This window comes from Modicisalibacter muralis (genome assembly GCF_900102945.1).
Classification (GTDB): Bacteria; Pseudomonadota; Gammaproteobacteria; order Pseudomonadales; family Halomonadaceae; genus Modicisalibacter; species Modicisalibacter muralis.
The window spans coordinates 65,710-88,711 of the sequence record NZ_FNGI01000014.1; the positions used below are offsets into that span (position 1 = coordinate 65,710).

Here is a 23,002-nt window from a genome sequence, read left to right on the forward strand (position 1 = left end):
AATAAATAAGCCTATGAATTTTCCACGCCATGTTACTATTCTTTACGCATTGTTTCATAAGACACCAAGCATGCAACTGAACACAATAATGAAGAGAGATGATTAATGGCGAAGCAAACTGACGCCACGGATCTGCAGCGCGCTCTCAAGGCCTGTCAGGGATCCTTCGTATCGGTGGCCTTTTTCAGCATGTTCATCAACGTCTTGATGCTGGTTCCACCGCTTTACATGCTGCAGGTCTACGACCGAGTCATCACCACACGCAGCCAGGAAACACTGCTGATGCTGACGCTGGTGGTGATCTTTCTTTTTGTCGTGATGGGCGGTCTCGAACTGGTCCGATCGCGGATTCTGGTGCGTGTCGGCAACCGGCTCGACATGTTGATCAACCAGCGCCTTTACAGCGCGATGTTCAAGAAGACGGTGGCCATACCGGACAAGCCGTCGGCGCAACCGCTCAACGACCTGACCAGCATTCGTCAGTTCCTGACCGGCAATGGCCTGTTTGCTTTCTTCGATACGCCCTGGATTCCGGTGTATATCGGCGTGCTGTTCCTCTTTCATCCCTGGTTCGGCTACTTCGCCCTTGGCGCGGGAGCGATCCTGTTCGTGCTGGCCTTGGTCAACGAGAAGATCACCAAGGACCTGCTCGCCGAGGCCAACAGCGAGCACGTCCAGTCCCAGGAACTGGCCAACAGCAACCTGCGCAATGCCGAGGTTCTGCATGCCATGGGCATGCTGCCAGGCATCATGGGCCGCTGGTCGGCCAAGCATCACGAGTACCTGGTTCATCAATCCAATGCCAGCGACCGGGCAGGCGCGCTGACCAATGTCTCCAAGGTGCTGCGGGTGCTGTTCCAGTCGTTGATTCTGGGGCTTGGCGCCTATCTGGTGCTCGCAGGCAACCTGACGCCGGGCATGATGATCGCAGGCTCGATCATCATGGGTCGAGCGCTGGCGCCCATCGATCAAATCATCGGCGGTTGGAAGGGCTTCGTTGGGGCGCGCACGTCCTATGCCCGTCTCAACGAACTGCTAGCTATCGTGCCGACCGACCCTCAGCGCATGCCGCTGCCTGCACCGCGCGGCCAGGTCACGCTCGAGAACGTGTCGGCGGCGCCTCCCGGGCAGCGCTTCGTCACCTTGCGCGGTATCGATATCAGCGTTGCCAAGGGTGAGCATATCGGCATCATCGGCCACAGCGCCGCCGGCAAGTCCACGCTGGCGAGGGTGATTCTGGGAGTCTGGCCCACGCAAGTTGGCTGCATGCGCCTGGACGGCGCGGATATCGGTCAATGGAGCCGCGAAGCGCTGGGGCCGCATCTGGGCTATCTGCCGCAGGACATCGAGCTGTTCGACGGCACCATCAGCGAGAACATCGCACGTTTCGGCGAGGTGGATGCAACGAAGGTCGTCGAGGCAGCCAGAAAAGCCGGCGTTCACGACATGATCCTGCACCAGCCGAGCGGCTATGACACCTACCTCGGCGGTGGCGGCGGCGCGCTGTCCTGCGGTCAACGCCAGCGCATCGGCCTGGCCCGCGCACTGTACGGAAATCCCATTCTGGTGGTGCTAGACGAACCCAATGCCAACCTCGACGAGGCCGGTGAACGCGCGCTGTCCGATTGCCTGCAACAGCTCAAGCGCGATGGCACCACCCTGTTCGTGATCAGTCACCGTACCGCGATCCTCAAGGGCGTCGACCGGCTGCTGGTTCTCAAGGACGGCCAGATCAGCCTGTTCGCCCCACCGGATCAGATCGCCGCGCAACAGGCTAGCCCCATTCGTGGCATTTCCGCCAGGCCACGAGCCGCCGGGGGCCGCTTGGCGCCGGTTCCGCCAAGAGCCAAGACCGAGGATGCCCCAACCACCGGTAGTCAGGAGCCAAACTGATGGCCAGCGAAAATTTCGATTTCATACCGGGCGAGGCAACGACACGCCACGCTGCCGCCGATAACGCCCCACTCCCGGTCCAAGACAAGAGCTATCGACGTCTGGGCATGCTGATACTGCTGGTGGCCTTCGGCGGCTTCGGCGGCTGGGCGCTTACCGCCAACCTGGCGGTTGCCGTGGTGGCACCGGGCTCGGTCTCCGTCGAAACCTTCAAGAAAACCGTACAACACCTCGAAGGCGGCATCGTCGAGGAAATCCGCGTGGAGGATGGCGATCATGTCGATGCCGGCAACCTGCTGCTGGTTCTCGATGACACGCAATCGCGCGCTCAGCTACAGATCGCCGAGTCGGAATACCGCATCGCTCGAGCCAGGGAGGTACGCCTGCTGGCGGAGCTGGCCGGTGACGACACCTTGGCCTTTCCCGACAAGCTGCTCGACGCGAACTCGCCGCGCGTCAAGGCCGTGCTCAAGGTGCAGCGTCGGCTGTTCGAGGCGCGCCGCAAGTCGTTGCAGGGCACCCTGGCCGCGCTCGATGAGCAGGCCGTGCAGATGCAGGAACAGATCGCCGGGCTGGAAGCGACTCAGCGCGCCAATCGGACCCTGATTGGCTCCCTCGCCGGTGAGGCGGCCGACTACCGCGCCCTGTTCAAGGAGGGGTTGGGCAACAACCAGCGCCTGCGCGAACTCGAGCGTCAGGTCATGCAGTACAAGGGCGAGAACGCACAGCACGGCGCGGAGGTGGCCGGACTGAAGTCGCAGATCAGCGAGAACGCGCTGCAAAAGGAGATCCGCATCCAGGAATTCCAGCAGGAAGTCGGCAAGCAACTGCGTGAAGTGCAGGCCACGATCGCCGATGCCGAGGAACGTATCGTCGCCTTGAGCGACAAGGTCAGGCGCACCCGCGTGCTGGCGCCGGTCTCGGGCACGGTGGTGGGCATGCAGATCCATACCCTCGGCGCGGTGATCCGCTCGGGCGATCCACTGATGGATATCGTCCCGGCGGGCGAAGGCTTCGTCGTCGAGGCCCGCGTGCCGGATCGCGATATCGACAACATCTATGTCGGCCAGCCGGCCGAGATTCGCTTCAGCGCCTTCAATCAGCGCCTGACCAATATCATCGACGGCGAAGTTGTGCATGTCTCCGCCGATAGCTTCAAGGACGAAGCCACTGGGGTCCACTACTACAAAACGCGCATCAAGGTCACCGAACAGGGCCAGGGCGACATGACCGAGAGCATGCAGCTACTGGCCGGCATGCCCGCCGAAGTGATGATTCGTACCGGCGAACGCACCTTCGCCAGCTACGTGGCCAAACCGTTCAGCGACATGCTGGCCCGAGCGATGCGGGAGGAATGATGCTACCAAGACACCACCGCCGGACCTTATTGGCGAGCCTGGCCGGACTGCTGTTGATCGGCGAACTGGCCCAGGCACAGTTACCGGGCCCCGACCCGTTGAACCTGAACAACGCCCCGCCCAGCGACACGCTGGACTCGGGATACGGCGCGCCCAATGCCCTGCCTTCCCTGCCGCGACTGTTTTCGCTCGCGCTGAGCAACGACAGCGATCTGTCGCGTCAGCGTTACGAGAGCCAGGCCACCCAGCAGGAAGTGCCCTTGGCGCGCTCCGCTCTCAAGCCGCATATCAGCGCCAGCACTTCGTATTATTACCAGCGCGCGGACAACATCTATACCGACAATCCAGAGCGCTATCCTGACGAAGTCTATGAAGACCGGGTGTCCGGGGTCGCCAACGACACGGTCTGGCAGGTCCAACTCGTCCAGCCCCTGTTCAGCCTGGAGCGCTGGCGTCAGGTCGACAAGGCGCTGGCCCAGGCCGACGCCGCGGATCTGCGTGTCGCCGTGGCGGAAAGGGATCTGGCGCTACAAGTGGTGGAAGCCTATCTCAACGCCTACCTCGCCTCACGCAAGCTGGGGCTGCTCGACTCCAAGCGTGAAGCGCTGGCCCTGCAGCTTCGCCAGGCGCAGCGTGCCTACGATTTGGGCATCGGCGACCGTATCAACCTGCTGGAGTCGAAGTCTCGCCTCGACCAGGCGGTGGCCGATCAGGTCCAGGCCGAGAACCAGCTTGCCAATGCCCTGAGCGACCTGGAGCGCCTGACCGGGTTGCTACCCGATTTCCGTGGCTCCACCTTGGGCAACCTCGAACGGATCGCCATCGAAGGCGGCTGGGGCAACGCGGAAGACTGGTTGACTCGCACCCCCGACAACATCCAGGTGCGCCTCGCCGAGCAACTGTACCAGGTCGCCCAGTTGGACACCGACGTGCGTCGCGCCGGACGTTACCCCGAGGTCAACCTCACCCTCGGCTACAGCGATCGCAGCAGCAGCGACGAGTTGCGCACCAGCGAGGATATCAGCGCCAGCATCGAGTTGAACGTGCCTATCTACCAGGGCGGTTACACCTCCGCCAGCATCCGTCAGGGGGAATTGAGCGCGCTGGCCGGTAGAGCGGCCATGACCAACGAACTGCGACTGGCACGCCAGGAAGTGCGCCAGCGCCTGCGCAGCCTGCAAGGCGATACCCGCCAGTTGGAGGCGCTATCGCGCTCGATCGAATCCAGCGAACTGTTCCTCGAAGCCGCGACCAAGGGAGAAGCGCTGGGCCTGCGCGATCTGGTGGATGTGCTCGATGCGCGCGCTGATCTCTACGATTTGCGTATCCAGTTCGTCGAGGTCGTCTGCCAGTACCTGCTCGACAAGACCAGTCTGGAAGCCGCCGTGGGTGGTCTGGGTACCGATGACCTGGTGAACGTCATGAGCGTACTGCAGCGCATCAGTGGCGGCGATACGAGCGATATATCCAATGCCTAACCGTTAGGATGTCACTGGTGCCGTGAGGCATCCCTGGCCTACGCTGACGGCCATTAATTTCTTTATCGAATACATTAAGCTTTATATATAATTTTTAATGCTTTCCAAGAGCCGCTAGCCTTGCGCCTAACTGCAATGCGACGAGGCTAACCCATGCCACAAGGCCCCTTGCTCGACACCAATAGCCCATTGAGCGCCGCACAGGCCCAGCGGCTGAACGAAGCCTTGGCCGAGTTGAGTGTCGATCAGATGACTTGGCTGAGCGGCTACCTCGCCGGCTTGAGTAACCAGGGTGGCATGCACAGTGCGTCGCTATCCGCCCAGGACGCGGCAGCATCATCCGCACAGCCTGAAATCGTCGTGCTCTACGGCAGCCAGACCGGCAATGCCGAGGGTGTCGCCGAGCAGGCCCGCGATAGCGCCAAGGCGCGCGGTTTCAACGTGCGCATGGCCGACATGGCGGATTTTGGCAAGAAGGAATTCAAGGCGCCGCTCAATCTGATGGTGGTGGTCAGTACCCAGGGCGATGGCGACCCACCGGATACCGCCGAGGGTTTCTATGAGCTGATGCACGGCCGCAAGGCACCGAAGCTCACCGACGACACGCACTTTTCGGTGCTGGCACTGGGCGACTCCAGTTACGATCAATATTGCAAGATCGGCAAGGATTTCGATGCTCGCCTCGAAGCGCTGGGCGCGCGGCGCATTCACGATCGCGCCGACTGCGACGTCGATTACGAAGACGCCGCCGAGCGGTGGATCGATGCCGTGCTCGAACGCTATATCACGCTCACTGGCGCCGAAAGTGGCGGTAGCAGCGCCGGCGCCGGTCAGGCGATACCGGCGACCGATCTCGAATCCGCCAATTCGATCTATTGGAAGAAGAACCCCTTTCAGGCCGAGGTGCTCGAGTCGATCGTGCTCAGTGGTCGCGGCTCCGACAAGGAAACCCATCATATCGAGCTGTCGCTGGAAGGCTCGGGACTGACCTTTGAGCCGGGCGACGCCGTGGGCATCGTGCCTCAGAACGATCCCGCCCATGTCGACGAGTTGATCGACATGCTGCGCATGGATGCCGATTCCGAGCTTGGCGAAGGTCGCCGGCTGCGTGACGCCCTGCTCTCGGAATTCGAGATCACCACCCTGACCCGGCCGTTTCTCGAACACTGGAGCGAGCTTTCCGACGCCGCCGAACTGCGTCGACTGATGGACCAGGAATCCCGCGACGAGCTACGCGACTGGATCGATGGGCGTCACATCGTCGATGTCATCGAACATTTCCCGGTCGAAGGTATCGATGCACACACCTTCACCCAGGCGCTGCGCAAGCTGCCGCCGCGTCTTTATTCCATCGCCTCGAGCTTTGAGGCGGCCCCCGACGAGGTGCACCTGACGGTCGGTATCGTGCGTTACGAGACTCACGGTCGCGCGCGTGGCGGCGTGACGACGACCTACCTCGCCGATCGCGTGCAAGCCGGCGACACGGTGCCCATCTATATCGATCGCAACAAGAACTTCAAGCTGCCCCACGACGACGACACGCCGATCGTCATGGTCGGCCCCGGCACCGGTATCGCACCGTTTCGCGCCTTTTTGCAGGAACGCGAAGAGCGCGGTGCCAAGGGCCGCAATTGGCTATTCTTCGGCGATCGACGTTTTCGCAGCGACTTTCTCTATCAGACGGAACTGCTCAACTGGCGCAAGAAAGGGATTCTCAATCGGTTGGACGTGGCGTTCTCGCGCGATCAGCAGGAAAAGGTCTACGTTCAACAACGCATGCGTGAAAACACCGTGGACATCTATACCTGGCTGCAGGAAGGCGCACACTTTTACGTGTGCGGCGACGGCGAGCGCATGGCGGCGGATGTGCACCGCGCCCTGCTCGATATCGTTCGCGACCAGGGCGGACTCGATGAGGACGCCGCGCAGGAATACCTGCGCGAACTGCAACAGGCCAAGCGTTATCAACGCGACGTGTATTGAGCGCCACGTAACTCAACCGGAAGGTGTCTTTATGAGCGATATCATCGAAAAGCTGCGCGATATCTCGTTCGACGATCTGCATCCCAACGAGCGCCTGAAGGCCGAAAGCGATTACCTGCGCGGCTCGCTCATGGAGGGCATGGCCGACCGCGCCACCGGGGCGGTCAGCGAAGACGATACCCAGCTGACCAAGTTCCACGGCTTCTATCAGCAGGACGATCGCGATCTGCGCAGCGAACGTCGCCATCAGAAGCTCGAACCGCTCTACTCGTTCATGGTGCGCCTGCGCATGCCGGGTGGGTTGATGTCATCACGCCAGTGGCTGACCCTGGACGACGTTGCGACCCGTTACGCCAACGGCACGTTGCGCATCACCACGCGCCAGACCTTTCAGTACCATGGCGTACTGAAAGAGAATCTGCGCGCGCACCTGAAAACCATCAACGAAGCGATGCTCGACACCATCGCCGCCTGTGGCGACGTCAACCGCAACGTCATTTGCACCGCCAATCCGCATCGTTCGACACTTCATCGCCGCATTTTCGACTTCGCGCACGATCTCAGCGCTCGTCTGATGCCGAGAACCCGCGCCTATCATGAGATATTTCTCGGCGAGGAGCGCATAGCCGGCGGCGAGGAAACCCAGGAGCCGCTCTATACCCAGCATTATCTGCCGCGCAAGTTCAAGATCGCACTGGCCATCCCGCCCGAGAACGACGTCGATCTGTTCGCCCACGATCTCGGCTTCATCGCGCATGTCGAGGATGGTGAATTGCTGGGTTTCAACGTCAGCATCGGCGGTGGCATGGGCATGACCCACGGCGAACCGGCCACCTTCCCGCGCTTGAGCGATGTGATCGGTTTCTGCACGCCGGAGCAGGTATTGGACGTTGCCGAAGCGGTCATGCTGGTGCAACGCGATCATGGCGACCGTCACGACCGCAAGCACGCGCGGATGAAATATACTGTCGAGGATCATGGCGCCCAGTGGTTCCGCGAAGAAGTCGAACGCCGGCTGGGTCATGCGCTTAATGAGTCTCGCGATTACCGCTTCGACAGCAACGGCGACCGCTACGGTTGGTATCAGGGCGATGACGGCGCCTGGCATTACGGGCTGTTCGTACAGAACGGGCGTATCGCCGACTTCGATGACGGCATGCAGTTGATGACCGGTATGCGCGAAATCGCCAAGGTGCATGAAGGCGACATCGCGCTGACCACCAATCAGAATCTGATCGTCGCCAATGTGACCGATGCCAAGCGCGCCGAGATCGATGCACTGATCGACAAGTACCACATGGTCAAGGACACCACGCCACTGCGCCGAGAGTCGATGGCCTGTGTGGCTTTTCCTACCTGCGGGCTTGCCATGGCGGAAAGCGAGCGCTACCTGCCCTCGCTGATCGATAAACTGGACAACGTGATGGATGAGGCCGGCCTGGCCGACGATGCCATCGTCGTGCGTATGACTGGCTGCCCCAATGGCTGCGCCCGTCCCTATCTGGCCGAGATCGGCTTCGTCGGCAAGGCGCTGGGGCGCTACAACCTGTATCTCGGTGGCAACTTCACCGGCGAGCGACTGAACAAGCTGTATCGCGAGAATATCGATGAAGCAACGGTCATGCAGGAACTCACCGCGCTGATCCAGCGTTACGCCAAAGAGCGTGAAGACGGCGAGCACTTCGGCGATTTCGTGATTCGTGCCGGTGTCATTAAAGCGACTACGGCGGGCAATAACTTTCATGAATGATGCAGCGGTGGGTCGGGTAGGATTTATCGATGCTATCGAAACCGGCCCGCCATTTCAGGCAACGTCAATTGACTCAGTGCCACGTCAACAGCATTCAAATTGAGCGCACTCCTTAATTTCATTGAAAAAAAGCTATGAGGATTCCACCTAGGATGGCTGCAATGAGACCACATATTAACCAACTGGCATAGAGCCACACTAGGAGCCTTTTTAGGTACTTGGGAGGTGTATTGGCTTCCACCTCCTCCAACTGTTTGGCGTAGCGTTTCTGGATATTCAGCGTCTCCGAGAACAGAAGCATCATGCCGTAACGAGTCATCCTATTCAGCGAGAACGGCAATCCCTTGAGAGACATATCAAAGCCCAGCTTACCGACCTTTCCGTAGTAATGATCGGCTTCGTCTATCTTGAATAACGCCACGACAGAGGCCACGAATAGCAAAGCAAGCCCAAGCAGGCCGAAGAATACGCCGGCAAACCCAACGAAAAGCTCAATTGGCCCCATTCGGCGCCCCATCGTCATAAATCGATTCATAAAGGAACACACCAAAACCTTCGCCAGCGGGCTCCAGCGCATACATACCACCAACGGCTCCGGCCCCAACAAGAACGACACTACACGCCATCAGCCCTTGGGGAGTTAACGATAGTGCCACGCAAATTTTCGCCCCTCCAAAAGCACCCGCCGCTCCACCAAATGTCCGCCCGCCCAGCTTCCCATATTCAATGAATTTGGTCCGCGTGCATTGCTCCTCACGATCCAGCGTGCAGGCTTTTTCAATCTCCATACGCGTGGCGGTGTAGTCGAGTGCGACGCCGACGGCACTGCCAATGCTGGTGAGCTTGGAGGCCACACTAACCTTGGCGATCGCTTCGGATATGGTTGGAATTTCGAAATTTCGGAATCCTTCCAGGGCGGTGCGGCCATGATGCACGGCTTGTTGGGCTTCGATGCCGACTTTGGCTTTCAGAACATCGAACTCGGGCAAATTAAGTCCTTTGCGCAGCACCGTGTTCAAGACATTATCGAGGCGCTGGAAGGTGGCATCTCGCGTGGCGATGAAGCTTTCTTTCGTGACTTTTACCAGGGGGTCCATGGCGTCTTTGTAAGAAACCGCCAGGTTTTTCAACTCACGCTCGACGATTGCGGTGGCGCGCCCAACCGACGATGCGGCGGCACCCACCATGGTTGAGCCGTAGCTGACGAGTTCCTGATAGGTATCGAAATGATCGACCATGCGCTGCGCTTCGGGCAGTTCAAGCGCTTGCACGCTTTGCTGCACCTGGCGCGCCTGAAGCTTGAGTTCCTCTTCCTCGACCGAGCAGGTCAGGTTCTCGGGGTCGCTCAACACCACCATCGAACCTGGCAGCACGTAGGCGCCGAGATGGGCGTTGAGCCGCTCGAACATGGCATCGACTTGCGGGGTGGGGCTTGCCAGCAGACGTCGCTTGATTTGCTCGCGGGTACCCGGCTGACGAACGATATGAAAGCCCGGCGCCACGGTGCTGGTGGCCAGGTTATCGTTAGCGTGTGTCGCCGAGCCTATTGTGGCAGGAGTTGCCGCCGGCTGAGCATTGGCTGGCGATGCCACGCCGCTAGCTGCCGCCGTGGCATCATCGGTCATGCCGGTATCGGCAGGAGACGATTGCTGAAAGCGGAACCCGCCGATCTCGATGCTGGTCGGCGAGCCGGTGGTTACGCTCGAACCGGTGATCACCTGGCCACCACAGGAGGTCTTGCTGCCGTTGATCGCGGCGGGGCTGTCTTCGATCTCGAACCAGTCGGCACCGGTGGTAATCGTCGCCCCGCAGGAGGTCATGTCGCCAATGCGCGCCGCCGGAATGTCATCGACGAAGACCGTACCCGCGCCGCTGACTATCTTGTGCGGGCCGCCCTTACACTTGCAGACGACCTTGTCGCCGATTTTTGCCAGATCCATCGCGTGTTATTCCTAATTGACGCTTTTTGGAATAACGGATTGTAGCGATTGGGCGAAGGCTTGGCTGTCGTCAATGGCTTACAACTAAAGTATTAAACTGTAATTTGGATTCAAAACTACCGCCCCAGCAGCGCCTCATCGAACGGATAGCGCGAGAGCATGGCGATGCCGCTGTCGGTGATCAGCACTTCCTCTTCCAGCTTGACGCCATCGGCGGCGCCGACCTCGCCAATGTAGCTTTCCACCGAGACGACCATGCCCGGTTCGAGCACGCCATCCTTGGAGAAGCGGTCAAAATCCATATGATGCGCGACCAGTGGCGTCTCGCCGTGCATGCCGACACCGTGGATGATCGATGGATAACGGCGATCGAGAAAGCGCTCGGGAATCTTCCAGGCACGCTCGGCGATCTCGCGGTAACTGATACCGGGTTTGAGTACCGAGATATTGTGCTGCACCTGCTCGTGGGCCATTTGATAGAGGCTTTGCTGGTAACCGCTGGGTTTGCTCGGCCCGACATGGAAGGTTCGCGAGAAATCAGAGTAGTAGCCATGACAGCCGATGGTGTCGGTATCCAGCGCGACCAACTCGCCCGGTCGAATGACGCGGTCGCTGGCCTCGTTGAACCAGGGATTGGTGCGCGGGCCGGATGACAGCAGCCGAGTCTCGATGAACTCGCCACCCTGCTTGATGACGTTGCCGTACATGATCGCGAACAGCTCGTTTTCGGTCAGGCCCGGCTTGATTGCCGCCTCGACCTCGGCCACTGCGGCTTCGCTACCGGCCATCGATTGTGCGAGACAGGCGATTTCCTGCGGTGTCTTGATGCGCCGGCAATGCAAGGTGTCCTGCATGCAATCGAACACGTCGAGACCCTGAGCTTCGAGCGAGCGCGCCAGGTTGAGCGTGCAGCGATCCAGCCCGACCTTACGATTGCCTTGACCATGCGCGTTGACCAGTTCGGCGATCTCGATGCCGAAGGGATCGGATGAGAGATTGTCGCGCTGGTTGACCGCCGACCACACCACCTTGGAGGTGCGTGCTTCGTCGATGGTCTCGAGCCAGGTCGAGACATGCGCGCTGCCCGGGTATTCGAAGAGGATGACCGGCCCTTGCAGCGGCACATAGATGTAGCGCGTGGAGTTACGCAAAAAGTAGCCGAACATATTGCGCGAACCGGTTGCATAGCGCTGATTATTGGGGTCGAACAGCACCAGCGCGGCGTAGCCCTGCTCGACCATCATCGCGCGCAGCCGGTGCAAGCGCCCGGCTCGCAACTGCAAGGGATCGAAGGCGGTGGAAATACTGTCGCCGTTGGCCATCGGTGCCGAAGGGATGACCGGAATGCTATCGGGCTCGCGATCGAAAAGAGGCTCGAATTCCATGGTATTCATTACGCGGTTGCCTTAATCCTGAAGGTTGTCGCTGCGCTGCATGCCTTCGCTTAACAGCTTCTCGTGAATCGGCGCCATGCGCCCGAAGATGCGCAGGGCGCGTTCCGGGCGACCGATGAATCCGGGCTCCTTGGCGTAGGCGAAGATCACCGTATGGCGCTCCCGGTCGCCCTCCACCGGCGTCACCCGATGCAACGAGTAACGGCCGAAGAAGACCTGCAGATCGCCGGGTTGCAGGTCCAGCGACTTGAGCGGCGAGCGGTCGCCGTCGATCACACGCTGCACGGCGTCGAAATTCTCGCCCTCGGGGCTGCGAATGCCCGGTGCGTACTCGAAACGCCCTCCACCATGCGCCTGGCGAGTCATCATGGTGACGATGAATTCGTTGGTATCGTAGTGCCAGGGGTGTTGGCAGCCTTCGCGCAACACGTTGATCACCAGCCCGGCCAGCGGGTCGGCGTATTCGTGGATTTCGTCCATACCCACCACCTCGGCGATGAAACGCTGAAAATCGAGGTTCTGATAGACCTGGCGAATGATGGTGCTATCGTCGATACGATCACCGGCGACGAAGCCATTGGTGCGATCGCCGAAGCGGTTCCTGGGATGTGACGCTGGCAGGCTGGGGTCGCCATCGGAGTTATAAGGATTTGTTTCGGTCTGGTTGTAATGCGCCTGGGGAGATAGCCGCTCGGTTTCACGTTCGAGACGCTCGAGTGCCGCCTGAGGCACGAAGCGCTTGAGCACCACGCAACCATCCTTGGCCAGTTGCCGACGACATTCGTCGATGAGTTGCTGGCCGCCCTCGCCCTTCAGATCGAAGATCGGGTAGCGTTCCAGGTCCACGAGCCCCTGAAGCGAGGCGGCGTCGTTCAAGCTTTCGGTGGGGGTCTGCATGGTGTTGTCTCCTGATCGAGCCGTTGACATGACACCTGGACAGCGTAGAGAGCGTAATTCAATAATAGAAATGAATGGTTAAGATAAGATCAATTATAGAGGTTCATAGATTATGGACACCGATCTGCTGCGCGCCTTCGTGACCGTTGCCGAGTGCGAAGGCTTCAGCGCCGCCGGCAAGATCCTCTGCCGCACGCAATCGGCGGTCAGCCTGCAGATCAAACGCCTGGAAGATCGCATGGGCGAGACGCTGTTCGAGCGCACCAGCCGCAGCGTGCTGCTGACCCCAGCCGGCGGCCGCCTGCTGCCCTATGCACGACAAATGCTCAAGCTACAGGACGAGGCCAAGCGGGTGATGGGCGCCGACCGCCAGGGTGAACTGATTCGCCTGGGTATCTCGGAAGAACAGGCCAGTGCCTACCTGCCCGCCCTGTTGCCACAGTTTTCGGCGACGCATCCCGAAGTACGCCTGGAAGTGCTGTGCGATATCAGTAGCACATTGGTGCATCGCTTTCAGGAAGGCCTGCTCGATGCCGTGCTGGCGGTGCGCCATACGCCGACCCATTCCGGCCGGCTGTTGGGGCGCGAGCCGATGGTCTGGGTGGTCGCCGAGAGCGTCGACCTGAATGCCTGGGACAGCCTGCCACTGGCGTTGAACCCCGAGGGCTGCATCTTTCGCGCCCATGCCTTCGCCGCCTTGGGCCGCGACGATCGCCAATGGGAGGTGCGTTACACCAGCCCCTCGCCCACCGGCGTCAATGTCGCCGTGCAGGCCGGCCTTGCGATGACGGTCAAGACGCCACGTAGCGTGCCGCCAGGCTGTCATATCGTCGGCGCGGCGCAGGGTCTGCCCGAAATCGGTCACGTGGATATCGAATTGCATCGTGCGCCGGGGCAGATGAGCGAGGCCTTCGAGACTTTCTGCGATGCACTGGCGCAAATCGTCACCCATGCCGGCTCGATGCAAAGCGTCGAGCTGGTCACATCGACGTATTCGGCCTGACCAAGGCTGGGCGACACAGGCTTTTATTCCGATTTAGCGAGTGAGGTTGCATGTCTCTTTCCATCAGCGTCGTGGCACCGGCGTCCTATACTGATCCAAAGACCATTAGTGTCGCCGCCGAGGCGCTCGAAACGCTGGGCATTCAAGCCCGGGTGCCGGCTTCGCTGCAGGTGCCCAGACGCTACCTGGCCGGTAGCGTGGCACATCGCCTGGCAGGGCTTTACGACGCCTATGACGACCCCGACACCCAGGCGGTGTGGGCGGTACGCGGGGGTTACGGTTGCGCTCAGTTGATCGAACATATCGACTGGGCGCGACTGTCGCCCAAGCCGTTGATCGGCTATTCCGACATCAGCGTGCTGCTCGACCAGTGCTATCGCCACGGATTGCCGGCGATACATGGCCCGGTCATGAAAGAAGCCGCCCTGCTGAGCCATGAGGCACCCGAGCAGCGTAGCGCCGCCAAATGCCAGATCGAGGAGCTCCGCGAGCTATTGTCAGGCAGCGAATCGGCGTTTCTTCCATTGACGCGCTTCGGCGACGGGCCAGTCGCTGGTGAGCCGCTCGGCGAGGGACCGGTGGTCGGTGGCAACCTGATGACATTGGCCTGCGTCGCCGGCACAGCGGCGGGCTTCATGGCCCCACCCGGTGCGCTGGTCATCCTCGAGGATGTCGGCGAGCCCTATTACCGGCTGGAGCGCGCGCTATGGCAATTGGTGCATTCCGGCGCTTTCGATCAGGCCTCGGCGGTTTGTCTGGGTACGTTCGAAGGCTGCACTCCCTATGACGAGGCATCGCTCGAAACCATCTTCGCCGAATTGCTGCGCCCGCTTGGCGTGGCGCTGTATAGCGGGCTCCCGGTCGGCCATGGGCTACACAACCGGCCTTGGCGTTATGGTGCCACGGGATGCATTGACAAGGGCCGTCTTAAACTAAAGGGGTAGTTGATTAAACGCTTGTTAGACGCTCAGACTATCGCACATAGCGCGGTGCGACTAAGCCATTCAACTGCTTTTCAGCGCTGCGCGACCATCCTCGCCGGGTCGTTAACCCAATCGGCCCGGTGTCAGCTATTAGCGCCTATTGCAGGAGAGCAATAATGAAAAAGACACTGCTAGCGGCCAGCGTTGCGGCCATGATGCTTGGGGCCACCCCGGTCATGGCCGAGACTTTGGTGTACTGCTCTGAAGGATCTCCGGAAGGTTTCGACCCCTCGCTGTATACGGCGGGCACGACCTTCGACGCCTCGAGCAAACCGGTGTTCAACCGTCTGGTCGAGTTCAAGATCGGCACTACCGAACTCCGCCCTGGGCTCGCCGAGAGCTGGGAAGTCTCCGACGACGGCCTGGAATACACGTTCCACCTGCGCAAGGACGTGCAATTCCATACCACCGACTACTTCACGCCCAGCCGCCCGTTCAACGCCGATGACGTCCTGTACACCTTCGCTCGGCAGATGGACAAGGACAACGCCTACTACCAGCTCAACAATGGCAGCTACGAGTACTTCAATGCCATGTCGATGCCGGATCTGATCAAGGACATCGTCAAGGTCGACGATCACACCGTGAAATTCATTCTCACCCGCCCGGAAGCGCCGTTTTTGGCCGACCTGGCGATGGATTTCGCCTCGATCCAGTCCAAGGAGTACGGCAAGGCGATGCTCGAGGCGGACACGCCCGAGAAGGTCAACCAGCAACCGATCGGCACCGGCCCCTATCAGTTCGCCGGCTATAGAGAAGACTCGGTCATCCGTTACACGGCCAACCCGACGTTCTTCCGCGGCAAGGAAGAACTGGACAACCTGGTGTTCGCGATTACGCCCAACCCGCAGGTGCGCTACCAGAAGCTGCTGGCCGGCGAGTGTCACGTGATGGCCTATCCCAACCCGGCCGACATCGACGAGATGAAGAAAAGCGACGAGATCGAGGTGATCTCGGAGCCCGGCCTCAACGTTGCCTATCTGGCCTACAACACCCAGATGGAACCGTTCGATGACCCCAATGTGCGCAAGGCGCTGAACATGGCCATCGACAAGGAAGCGATCATCGACGCGGTGTTCCGAGGCGCCGGCCAAGTGGCCAAGAACCCGATTCCGCCGACCATGTGGGGCTATAACCACGATATCAAGGATGACCCTTACGCCCCCGACAAGGCGCGTCAGATGCTCGAAGAAGCCGGCGTGGAAAACTTGAGCATGAACATCTGGGCCATGCCGGTACAGCGCCCCTACATGCCTGATGCGCGACGTACCGCCACGCTGATGCAGGCCGATTTGGCCGAGATCGGCGTCGACGTGAATATCGTCACCTATGAGTGGGGCGAATACCTCAAGCGCTCATCGAACCTGGATCGCGAGGGTGCAGTCATTCTCGGCTGGACCGGCGACAACGGCGACCCCGACAACTTCCTCGCCGTGCTGCTCGGCTGCGACGCCGTGGGTGGCTCGAACCGTGCCCAGTGGTGCTACGAGCCGTTCAACGAATTGATCATGGAAGCCAAGACGCTGACCGACCAATCCAAGCGTGCCGAGCTGTACAAAAAGGCGCAGGTGATCTTCAAGGAACAGGCGCCGTGGAACACGCTGGCCCACTCGGTGACACACATGCCGATCCGTAACGAGGTCGTCGGCTACACGGTCGACCCGCTCGGCAGCCACAACTTCGAGGGCGTCACGCTGAAATAAACCCTTCCAGGGCGGCCGTCATGGCCGCCCTTTTCGCCGTTCGACCTGGTTAATTCCGCATCATGCTAAAGTTCATTCTCGTCAAACTGGCGCAACTGATACCGACGTTCATCGGCGTCACCATCGTTGCGTTCTCGTTCATTCGCCTGTTGCCTGGCGACCCTATCATCCTGTTGGCCGGTGAGCGTGGCATCTCCCCCGAACGTTATGCCCAACTCAGCGCGGAGCTTGGCTTCGACCGCCCGCTGGTCGTTCAATACTGGGATTTCCTGAGCGGTCTGCTGCAAGGCGACCTGGGTACCTCGCTGGTCACCCATACCCGCGTCGTCGATGAATTCTTCAGCCGTTTTCCGGCCACCGTGGAACTCTCGCTGGTCGCGTTGCTGATTGCCGTGATTATCGGCCTGCCCGCCGGGGTGATTGCCGCCACCCGTCGTGGCTCGTGGATCGATCACGGCGTGATGGGCGTCAGCCTGACCGGTTATTCGATGCCGATCTTCTGGTGGGGCCTGCTGGCGATCATGCTGTTCTCGAGCACGCTGGGCTGGACACCGGTCTCGGGGCGTATTTCCTATTTGTATTTCGTCGACTCGGTCACCGGCTTTTTGACCATCGACACCCTGCTGGCCGGCAACTGGGATGCCTTCTGGTCCGCGCTGCACCACCTGATCCTGCCGGCGATCGTACTCGGCACCATCCCCATGGCGGTCATCGCCCGCCAGACCCGCTCGTCGATGCTCGAGGTACAGGGCGAGGACTACGTACGTACCGCCCGCGCCAAGGGTCTTTCCAACTTCCGCGTGGTCATGGTGCATACCCTGCGCAATGCGTTGATCACCGTGGTCACGGTGATCGGTTTGCAGGTCGGCCTGCTGCTGTCGGGAGCGATTCTCACCGAGACGATTTTCTCCTGGCCGGGCATCGGCAAGTGGATGGTCGACGCCATAACGCGTCGCGACTACGCCGCAGTACAGGGTGCGCTGGTACTCATCGCGCTGATCATCATGCTCATCAACCTGCTGGTCGATATCGCCTATGGCGTCATCAACCCGCGCATTCGTCATTAAGGGGCTCGACATGTCCATAACGTCATCTCATGCGGCCCCCGGCACCCTGCGCTTTCAACTCGCCGAGTTCTGGGCTTATTTCAGCGCCAATCGCGGCGCTCTGACGGGACTGCTGTTCGTCAGCGCGATGCTGATCATCGCCGTGCTGGCGCCGCTGTTCGCACCTCACGACCCAGCCATACAAAATCGCGCGGCTTTCCTGATACCACCGGTATGGCACGCCGAGGGCACCTGGAATTACATCCTCGGCACCGATGCCGTGGGCCGCGATATTCTGTCGCGATTGATCTACGGCGCGCGTTATTCACTGTCGGTCGGCGCTCTGGTGGTGCTGTTGTCGATGACGGTCGGCATCTTTCTCGGCCTGCTGGCCGGCTACTTTCGCGGCTGGATCGAAACCTTGATCACCCGGGTCATGGATGTGGTGCTGTCCTTCCCCAGCCTGCTGCTGGCATTGGGCCTGGTAACCGTGCTGAGCCCGGGTCTGACCAGCGCGATGATCGCCATTGCGGTGGTCCAGTTGCCCTATTTCGTGCGGCTCACGCGCGCCGCGGTGATCAGCGAGAAGGATCGTGAATACGTCACCGCCAGCCGCCTGGCCGGCGCCGGGCATGGCCGGTTGATGTTCAACACGCTGTTGCCCAACTGCATGGCGCCGTTGATCGTCCAGGCCACGCTGTCATTTTCCACCGCGATTCTGGATATCGCCGCACTGGGCTTTCTCGGCATGGGTGTACAGCCGCCGACACCTGAGTGGGGCGCAATGCTCGCCAATGCCCGCGAATTCATGGGCAGCGCTTACTGGGTAGTGACCTTTCCCGGCCTGGTGATCCTGAGCACGGTACTGATGATCAATCTGATGGGCGATGGCCTGCGTGACGCGCTGGACCCGAAGATGAAGCGCTCCTGATTTTACAAGATAAACGAGATATCCCATGGCATTACTGGAAATCGAAGGGTTGGACGTACGATTTCGTACCACCAACGGTCTGTTCCCCGCCGTCGAGGACGCTAACCTGTCGGTCGACAAGGGCGAGGTGCTGGCTATCGTCGGGGAATCCGGCTCGGGAAAATCGGTATCGATGCTGGCCACCATGGGCCTACTTCCCTGGACCGCCGAAGTCAGCGCCGACAAGATGGCCTTCGACGGCCAGGACCTGCGCCAACTGACCTCGCGCCAACGACGCAAGATCGTCGGCGGCGAGATGTCGATGATCTTTCAGGAGCCGATGAGCAGCCTCAACCCCTGCTTCACCGTCGGCACCCAGATCGATGAAATGCTGCGCCAGCATCTTGGCGGGTCACGCAAGGAGCGCAAGGAACGTGCGCTGGACCTGCTGGCACAGGTCGGCATTCCCGACCCGAAAAAACGCATCGGCGCCTATCCGCACCAGCTCTCGGGTGGCATGAGCCAGCGCGTGATGATCGCCATGGCGATCTCCTGCAACCCTCGCCTGCTAATCGCCGACGAGCCCACGACCGCGCTGGATGTGACCATTCAGGCACAGATTCTCGACCTGCTGCTGGAGTTGCAGCAGGACACCGGCATGGCGTTGATCCTGATTACCCACGACATGGGGGTGGTCGCCGAGACCGCGCAGCAGGTGATCGTGCAATACGCCGGGCGTCAGGTCGAGCGTCAGGAAGTAAAGGCCCTGTTCGCCCATCCGCGCCATCCGTATACCGAAGCGCTGCTCTCGGCGCTGCCCGAGCGCGCCGGTGATCAGGCGCGTTTACCAACCATCCCCGGCGTGGTTCCGGGTCAGTTGAATCGACCCAGCGGGTGCCTGTTCAACCCGCGCTGCCGCTATGCCACCGAGCACTGTCGGCAGGTAGAGCCCAAGGCACTCGCCGACGATCCCGCGCGAACGCTTTGCCACTATCCTTTGTAAACCCTTAGCCTTTATAAAGTCTTGGCCCTTATAAAACATGAGAAACCGCCGTGAGGAATCCACCATGACCGGCGACGCCGTGATTCATGCCGTCAACCTGACCCGCCACTATCGGATCAAGACGCGTCCGTTAGCGGCTCCCGCAATCGTCAAGGCACTCAACGAAGCCAGTTTCGATCTCTATCCCGGTCAAACGCTGGCCGTGGTCGGCGAATCGGGCTGTGGCAAGTCCACCCTGGCGCGGGTGCTGACCATGATCGAGCCGCCGACCAGCGGCCAGCTAACCATCAACGGCCAGCGCGTCGAATTGAAGGAAGGCGAGCCGCCGCCCAAGGATCTGCGCCGTGAGGTACAGATCATCTTCCAGAATCCGTACGGCTCGCTGAACCCGCGCAAGACCGTCACGGCCATGCTCGAGGAGCCGCTCAAACTCAATCGTCCCGAACTGAGTGCCGAGCAGCGCCGCCAGGCCGCGCTGGATATGATCGAGCGAGTAGGCCTGCGCCCCGAGCACGCCGACCGCTACCCGCATATGTTTTCGGGCGGCCAGCGCCAGCGCATCGCGATTGCCCGCGCGCTGATGCTCAATCCCAAGATTCTGGTGCTCGACGAACCGGTCTCGGCGCTGGATCTGTCGATTCAGGCGCAGATTCTGAATCTGCTGGCCGACCTGCAGGACGAGTTCGGCCTGGCTTACGTCTTCATCTCGCACGATCTCTCGGTGGTACGGCGTATCGCCGACGACGTCATCGTGATGTATTTCGGCCAGCCGGTGGAGACCGGGCCCGCCTCGGAGGTATTCACCCAGCCGCGCCACCCCTATACCCAGGCGCTGTTCTCCGCCACGCCGGTTGCCGACCCGACCCGGCGCAAGGAGCGCGTACGCCTCAAGGGCGAACCGCCTTCGCCGTTGAGTCCGCCGCCCGGGTGCCCTTTCGCGCCGCGCTGCTTCAAGGCGACCGAGGAATGCATTCAAGGCGACCCGCCCCTGGAGTCGGTGAACCCGCAAGTGAAGGTGGCTTGCATCCATGTCGAGAAGGCGGCCGTCTAGCGGCCATGGCGGTGACGTTCGTCAGTGCATCGGCGCGGGCGGTTCAGCGATCAACATTCGATATCCGTGATCTCGATCTCGAGATCGCCGCTGGGCTTAGGCCACGTCACCGTATCCCCGATCGCCGCGCCGAGCAATGCCCGGCCCAGCGGCGATGCCCAACTGATCAGGTGATGATGGCCGCTGCCATGCTCCAGCGCTTCGTCTTCACCGACGATCCGATAACGGTGGTGCTCCCCGTTGCTGTCGACGAAGCTGACCCAGCAGCCGAAGATCACCTTGCCCGGCAACGCGTCGCGGGGTTCGATCACCTGCGCCGATTGCAGACGCGCCTGGAAATAGCGAATATCGCGCTCAAGCATCGGCAGCTGTGACCGATCCTGGAGGTCGCCGGTGACGAGTGCATCGCGCTCGGCGATCAGCTCGGCGAGCCGCTGTTGAATGGCGTCATGCCCCGATGGCGTCATGTAATTGGGTAGATCGCTGATGGTACGCTCGGGCAGCGATTCGGGGGCATCGCTGTCTTCCTTAACGAAAGCTCGGCTCATGGGATACTCACGAAAAAGGGGTGGACGGCACGAAAGTCGAACGGCGATCCCGTCGATAACGGGTCGCACTTTATTCACTGTAGCGATATCTTCGCCATTGGGAACAGTGCTTGTGAAGCGCGATGTCATTTTCGATACGATAGCCATCGTCTCTGCATGACAGTTAGGAACGTCCCGGCAAGTTACGGAGAACAGCATGACATACGACATTCAGCTCAAGCGCATCTACAGCGAAGCCGAACCCGAGGACGGCGCCCGGGTGCTGGTCGATCGGCTGTGGCCACGCGGTAAACCCCGCGAATCGCTGGCATTGACCGACTGGTACCGCGACGCCTCGCCATCGAACGTACTGCGCAGACAATGGCATCAGGGCGAAATCAGCGATGCGGTCTTCGTACGCCGTTATCGCTGGGAGATAGGCGATGCCCAGGACTGCCTGATACCGCTGATGCGCTGGTGCCGCCAAGGCCGGCTCACACTGCTGAGCGCCGCCCGTGATCTGCAGCACTCGCATCTGCCGACCCTGCGCGAGGCCATCGCCGAGGCGCTGGATGTGGAAGACCGCCAGGCCGACGGCCTGGAGGCCAGTTCACCGCCCTGCTACGGTGCGCGATTCGAACGACGCGACGACTGAAGGAATTGCCGGATTCGCTCCTTGCCAATCGAATTACCGGTGATGCTTGCGATAAGTCACCAGACGATAGACGTAAATCGCCACTACCGTGATGATCACCCCCTTCGATACCGGATCGACGTATTGTGCGACACGCTCGTATTGGCTCTCGAGCAAGAAACCGGCAAGCGCCAGCAACATCGTCCACAGGCCGCTACCCAGCGATGTCCAGAAGATGAATTTGGGGATTGGCATTACGGCAATGCCCGCCGGTGCCGAAATCAGCGTACGAATGGCGGGGACCAAGCGCCCGAAGAACACCGCAATGGCGCCATAACGCCTGAAGGTGAGAATGGCCCTGGTGACATCCCGACTCGATAGCGTCAACCAGCGACCATGACGGACCGCCACGTTGTGCAACCCCTGCTCACCGAACCAGCGCCCCAGCAGATACCAGGGCGCCGCGCCAATCAGCGACCCCAGCGTGCCGGCCACGATGACACCCCAGAGACTGAGCTCACCGCGTGCCGCGACGAAGCCGGCCAACGGCATGATCACTTCCGAAGGAATCGGCGGAAACAGGTTTTCCAGAAACATCAGCGCAGCAATGCCCAGATAGCCGGTACTGGCGATCACCTGAGTGATCCAGTCGAACATATCGATACTCTCCTTGTAGGGCGTGACAAGAACGCGGCCCACATCAAGATCGATGTGGGCCGCGTTCCGGGCTGCCTGGCAGTGTACGTTACTTCAAGCGCTCGAACACCGCCGTCACGTTCGCCGCGTTGACTGACTTAGCGTCACAAGCACGACATCACTCCTCGACGCGGAAGGTGCCGTTCATGATCGATGAGTGCCCCGGGAAAGAACAAAAGAAGGTCAGCTCCTTGCCGGCCAACCCCTCGGTGGAAAATTCAACCGTGGTGCTTTCTCCCCCGCCGATGACCTCAGTGTTGGCAATGACCCGCTCATCATCCTGCGGAAGATAGTCATTCTCCAATGACGATTTCGTCCCCGCCTCGGCAACGGCCTTGAAGTCGTCGCTGGCCGTCAGGACCCAGTTGTGGCCCATGACCTTCTTGGCCATCTTGCCCACGTGCTTGAGGGTCACGGTGACACTCTCGCAACTGGCCGGAACGCTCATTTCCTTCTTGTTGAACTGCAGTTGGTCGTTGGCCTCGATCGTCAGCTTGCACTCATCCCCGGCAGCCCAGGTCGGAGAAGCGACCAGCGCGGCGGTAGCAATCAGCATCAGTCGAATGAATTTCATGTGTCCTCCTAACGGAATCGCTGGATTGTCGTTGGGTTTATATATTTAGTTAGCAAGTTTATATTACGTAGTGAAGCTAAACTACATGGAACAATTTCCTTGAACTGATGGTAGCTGTCAAGCCCTTTGTGAAAAGCCTGAATCGTTGTCATTCCATTTGACGGAAATCATTACCATAT

The 23,002-nt window shown here is 60.5% G+C and carries 20 protein-coding genes; 13 read left to right on the plus strand and 7 right to left on the minus strand.

Translation table 11 applies throughout. The features are described from left to right. Positions 1-105: 105 nt before the first annotated feature. The 5 genes from BLR92_RS18205 (at position 106) to cysI (ending at position 8,462) form a co-directional block, all read left to right on the plus strand. Positions 106-1,893, plus strand: a complete 1,788-nt coding sequence (locus BLR92_RS18205; protein WP_089730704.1) for a type I secretion system permease/ATPase — start codon at positions 106-108, stop codon at positions 1,891-1,893. Then, positions 1,893-3,251 (plus strand): HlyD family type I secretion periplasmic adaptor subunit, encoded by a 1,359-nt coding sequence (locus tag BLR92_RS18210; RefSeq protein ID WP_089730705.1) that lies wholly within the window; start codon positions 1,893-1,895, stop codon positions 3,249-3,251. The genes BLR92_RS18205 and BLR92_RS18210 overlap by 1 nt, the downstream gene beginning before the upstream one ends. Then, a complete protein-coding gene (locus BLR92_RS18215) occupies positions 3,251-4,729 on the plus strand; it encodes a TolC family protein (RefSeq protein WP_089730706.1) in 1,479 nt (492 codons plus the stop codon). Before BLR92_RS18210 ends, BLR92_RS18215 begins: the two co-directional genes overlap by 1 nt. 153 nt (positions 4,730-4,882) lie before the next feature. After that, positions 4,883-6,712 carry an assimilatory sulfite reductase (NADPH) flavoprotein subunit gene (locus tag BLR92_RS18220; protein WP_089730707.1) on the plus strand — a complete coding sequence of 610 codons (1,830 nt, stop codon included), beginning with the start codon at positions 4,883-4,885 and terminating at the stop codon, positions 6,710-6,712. Positions 6,713-6,743: 31 nt separating this feature from the next. After that, a complete protein-coding gene (gene cysI / locus BLR92_RS18225; protein ID WP_089730708.1) occupies positions 6,744-8,462 on the plus strand; it encodes an assimilatory sulfite reductase (NADPH) hemoprotein subunit in 1,719 nt (572 codons plus the stop codon). Between the two features lie 118 nt (positions 8,463-8,580). Here cysI and BLR92_RS18230 read toward each other — a convergent pair whose 3' ends face one another. The 4 genes from BLR92_RS18230 to BLR92_RS18245 all read right to left on the minus strand — a co-directional run bounded on the left by BLR92_RS18230 (position 8,581) and on the right by BLR92_RS18245 (position 12,693). Then, positions 8,581-8,967 carry a hypothetical protein gene (locus BLR92_RS18230; RefSeq protein ID WP_175488850.1) on the minus strand — a complete coding sequence of 129 codons (387 nt, stop codon included), beginning with the start codon at positions 8,965-8,967 and terminating at the stop codon, positions 8,581-8,583. Beyond that, positions 8,954-10,402 carry a PAAR domain-containing protein gene (locus BLR92_RS18235; protein ID WP_089730710.1) on the minus strand — a complete coding sequence of 483 codons (1,449 nt, stop codon included), beginning with the start codon at positions 10,400-10,402 and terminating at the stop codon, positions 8,954-8,956. Before BLR92_RS18235 ends, BLR92_RS18230 begins: the two co-directional genes overlap by 14 nt. Positions 10,403-10,518: 116 nt before the next feature. Beyond that, complete coding sequence (locus tag BLR92_RS18240; protein WP_089730711.1) at positions 10,519-11,796, minus strand: M24 family metallopeptidase; 1,278 nt, start codon at positions 11,794-11,796, stop codon at positions 10,519-10,521. A 12-nt stretch (positions 11,797-11,808) separates the two neighbouring features. Next, entirely contained in the window at positions 11,809-12,693 is an 885-nt protein-coding gene (locus tag BLR92_RS18245) for a HalD/BesD family halogenase (protein ID WP_089730712.1), read from the minus strand. Positions 12,694-12,805: 112 nt separating this feature from the next. Here BLR92_RS18245 and BLR92_RS18250 point away from each other — a divergent pair, with 112 nt between their 5' ends. From BLR92_RS18250 to BLR92_RS18280, 7 genes are all read left to right on the plus strand, one after another. After that, on the plus strand, positions 12,806-13,696 hold the full coding sequence (locus tag BLR92_RS18250) for a LysR family transcriptional regulator (protein ID WP_089730713.1): 891 nt from the start codon (positions 12,806-12,808) through the stop codon (positions 13,694-13,696). Positions 13,697-13,746: 50 nt separating this feature from the next. Further along, positions 13,747-14,640, plus strand: coding sequence for a S66 peptidase family protein (locus BLR92_RS18255; RefSeq protein ID WP_089730714.1), 894 nt, complete (start codon positions 13,747-13,749; stop codon positions 14,638-14,640). Positions 14,641-14,795: 155 nt separating this feature from the next. Beyond that, a complete protein-coding gene (locus BLR92_RS18260; RefSeq protein ID WP_089730715.1) occupies positions 14,796-16,382 on the plus strand; it encodes an ABC transporter substrate-binding protein in 1,587 nt (528 codons plus the stop codon). A gap of 62 nt (positions 16,383-16,444) precedes the next feature. After that, complete coding sequence (locus BLR92_RS18265; RefSeq protein ID WP_089730716.1) at positions 16,445-17,449, plus strand: ABC transporter permease subunit; 1,005 nt, start codon at positions 16,445-16,447, stop codon at positions 17,447-17,449. A gap of 10 nt (positions 17,450-17,459) precedes the next feature. Further along, on the plus strand, positions 17,460-18,359 hold the full coding sequence (locus BLR92_RS18270) for an ABC transporter permease subunit (protein WP_089730717.1): 900 nt from the start codon (positions 17,460-17,462) through the stop codon (positions 18,357-18,359). A 25-nt stretch (positions 18,360-18,384) separates the two neighbouring features. After that, a complete protein-coding gene (locus tag BLR92_RS18275; RefSeq protein WP_089730718.1) occupies positions 18,385-19,341 on the plus strand; it encodes an ABC transporter ATP-binding protein in 957 nt (318 codons plus the stop codon). Between the two features lie 64 nt (positions 19,342-19,405). Next, complete coding sequence (locus tag BLR92_RS18280; RefSeq protein ID WP_089730719.1) at positions 19,406-20,392, plus strand: dipeptide ABC transporter ATP-binding protein; 987 nt, start codon at positions 19,406-19,408, stop codon at positions 20,390-20,392. 50 nt (positions 20,393-20,442) lie between these two features. On the opposite strand, the gene BLR92_RS18285 is transcribed toward BLR92_RS18280, so the two are convergent. Further along, entirely contained in the window at positions 20,443-20,940 is a 498-nt protein-coding gene (locus tag BLR92_RS18285; RefSeq protein ID WP_089730720.1) for a GreA/GreB family elongation factor, read from the minus strand. Between the two features lie 196 nt (positions 20,941-21,136). On the opposite strand from BLR92_RS18285, the gene BLR92_RS18290 reads away from it, so the two are divergent. Beyond that, the gene (locus BLR92_RS18290) at positions 21,137-21,574 is read left to right on the plus strand and encodes a DUF488 domain-containing protein (RefSeq protein WP_089730721.1); all 438 of its coding nucleotides are present in this window, start codon (positions 21,137-21,139) and stop codon (positions 21,572-21,574) included. A gap of 33 nt (positions 21,575-21,607) precedes the next feature. On the opposite strand, the gene BLR92_RS18295 is transcribed toward BLR92_RS18290, so the two are convergent. Beyond that, positions 21,608-22,210: a DedA family protein gene (locus BLR92_RS18295; RefSeq protein ID WP_089730722.1), complete on the minus strand. Its 603-nt coding sequence runs from the start codon at positions 22,208-22,210 to the stop codon at positions 21,608-21,610. A 157-nt stretch (positions 22,211-22,367) separates the two neighbouring features. Further along, the gene (gene azu, locus BLR92_RS18300; RefSeq protein ID WP_089730723.1) at positions 22,368-22,823 is read right to left on the minus strand and encodes an azurin; all 456 of its coding nucleotides are present in this window, start codon (positions 22,821-22,823) and stop codon (positions 22,368-22,370) included. Between the last annotated feature and the right edge of the window lie 179 nt (positions 22,824-23,002).

Bases quoted from the DNA above. Each gene is read 5' to 3' on its own strand.
- BLR92_RS18255 (WP_089730714.1), top strand. From the start codon at position 13,747: ATGTCTCTTTCCATCAGCGTCGTGGCACCGGCGTCCTATACTGATCCA.
- BLR92_RS18285 (WP_089730720.1), bottom strand. From the start codon at position 20,940: ATGAGCCGAGCTTTCGTTAAGGAAGACAGCGATGCCCCCGAATCGCTG.
- BLR92_RS18230 (WP_175488850.1), bottom strand. From the start codon at position 8,967: ATGGGGCCAATTGAGCTTTTCGTTGGGTTTGCCGGCGTATTCTTCGGC.
- BLR92_RS18240 (WP_089730711.1), bottom strand. From the start codon at position 11,796: ATGAATACCATGGAATTCGAGCCTCTTTTCGATCGCGAGCCCGATAGC.
- BLR92_RS18205 (WP_089730704.1), top strand. From the start codon at position 106: ATGGCGAAGCAAACTGACGCCACGGATCTGCAGCGCGCTCTCAAGGCC.
- BLR92_RS18250 (WP_089730713.1), top strand. From the start codon at position 12,806: ATGGACACCGATCTGCTGCGCGCCTTCGTGACCGTTGCCGAGTGCGAA.
- BLR92_RS18290 (WP_089730721.1), top strand. From the start codon at position 21,137: ATGACATACGACATTCAGCTCAAGCGCATCTACAGCGAAGCCGAACCC.
- azu (WP_089730723.1), bottom strand. From the start codon at position 22,823: ATGAAATTCATTCGACTGATGCTGATTGCTACCGCCGCGCTGGTCGCT.
- BLR92_RS18265 (WP_089730716.1), top strand. From the start codon at position 16,445: ATGCTAAAGTTCATTCTCGTCAAACTGGCGCAACTGATACCGACGTTC.
- cysI (WP_089730708.1), top strand. From the start codon at position 6,744: ATGAGCGATATCATCGAAAAGCTGCGCGATATCTCGTTCGACGATCTG.
- BLR92_RS18275 (WP_089730718.1), top strand. From the start codon at position 18,385: ATGGCATTACTGGAAATCGAAGGGTTGGACGTACGATTTCGTACCACC.
- BLR92_RS18220 (WP_089730707.1), top strand. From the start codon at position 4,883: ATGCCACAAGGCCCCTTGCTCGACACCAATAGCCCATTGAGCGCCGCA.
- BLR92_RS18280 (WP_089730719.1), top strand. From the start codon at position 19,406: ATGACCGGCGACGCCGTGATTCATGCCGTCAACCTGACCCGCCACTAT.
- BLR92_RS18270 (WP_089730717.1), top strand. From the start codon at position 17,460: ATGTCCATAACGTCATCTCATGCGGCCCCCGGCACCCTGCGCTTTCAA.
- BLR92_RS18235 (WP_089730710.1), bottom strand. From the start codon at position 10,402: ATGGATCTGGCAAAAATCGGCGACAAGGTCGTCTGCAAGTGTAAGGGC.
- BLR92_RS18245 (WP_089730712.1), bottom strand. From the start codon at position 12,693: ATGCAGACCCCCACCGAAAGCTTGAACGACGCCGCCTCGCTTCAGGGG.
- BLR92_RS18295 (WP_089730722.1), bottom strand. From the start codon at position 22,210: ATGTTCGACTGGATCACTCAGGTGATCGCCAGTACCGGCTATCTGGGC.
- BLR92_RS18215 (WP_089730706.1), top strand. From the start codon at position 3,251: ATGCTACCAAGACACCACCGCCGGACCTTATTGGCGAGCCTGGCCGGA.
- BLR92_RS18260 (WP_089730715.1), top strand. From the start codon at position 14,796: ATGAAAAAGACACTGCTAGCGGCCAGCGTTGCGGCCATGATGCTTGGG.
- BLR92_RS18210 (WP_089730705.1), top strand. From the start codon at position 1,893: ATGGCCAGCGAAAATTTCGATTTCATACCGGGCGAGGCAACGACACGC.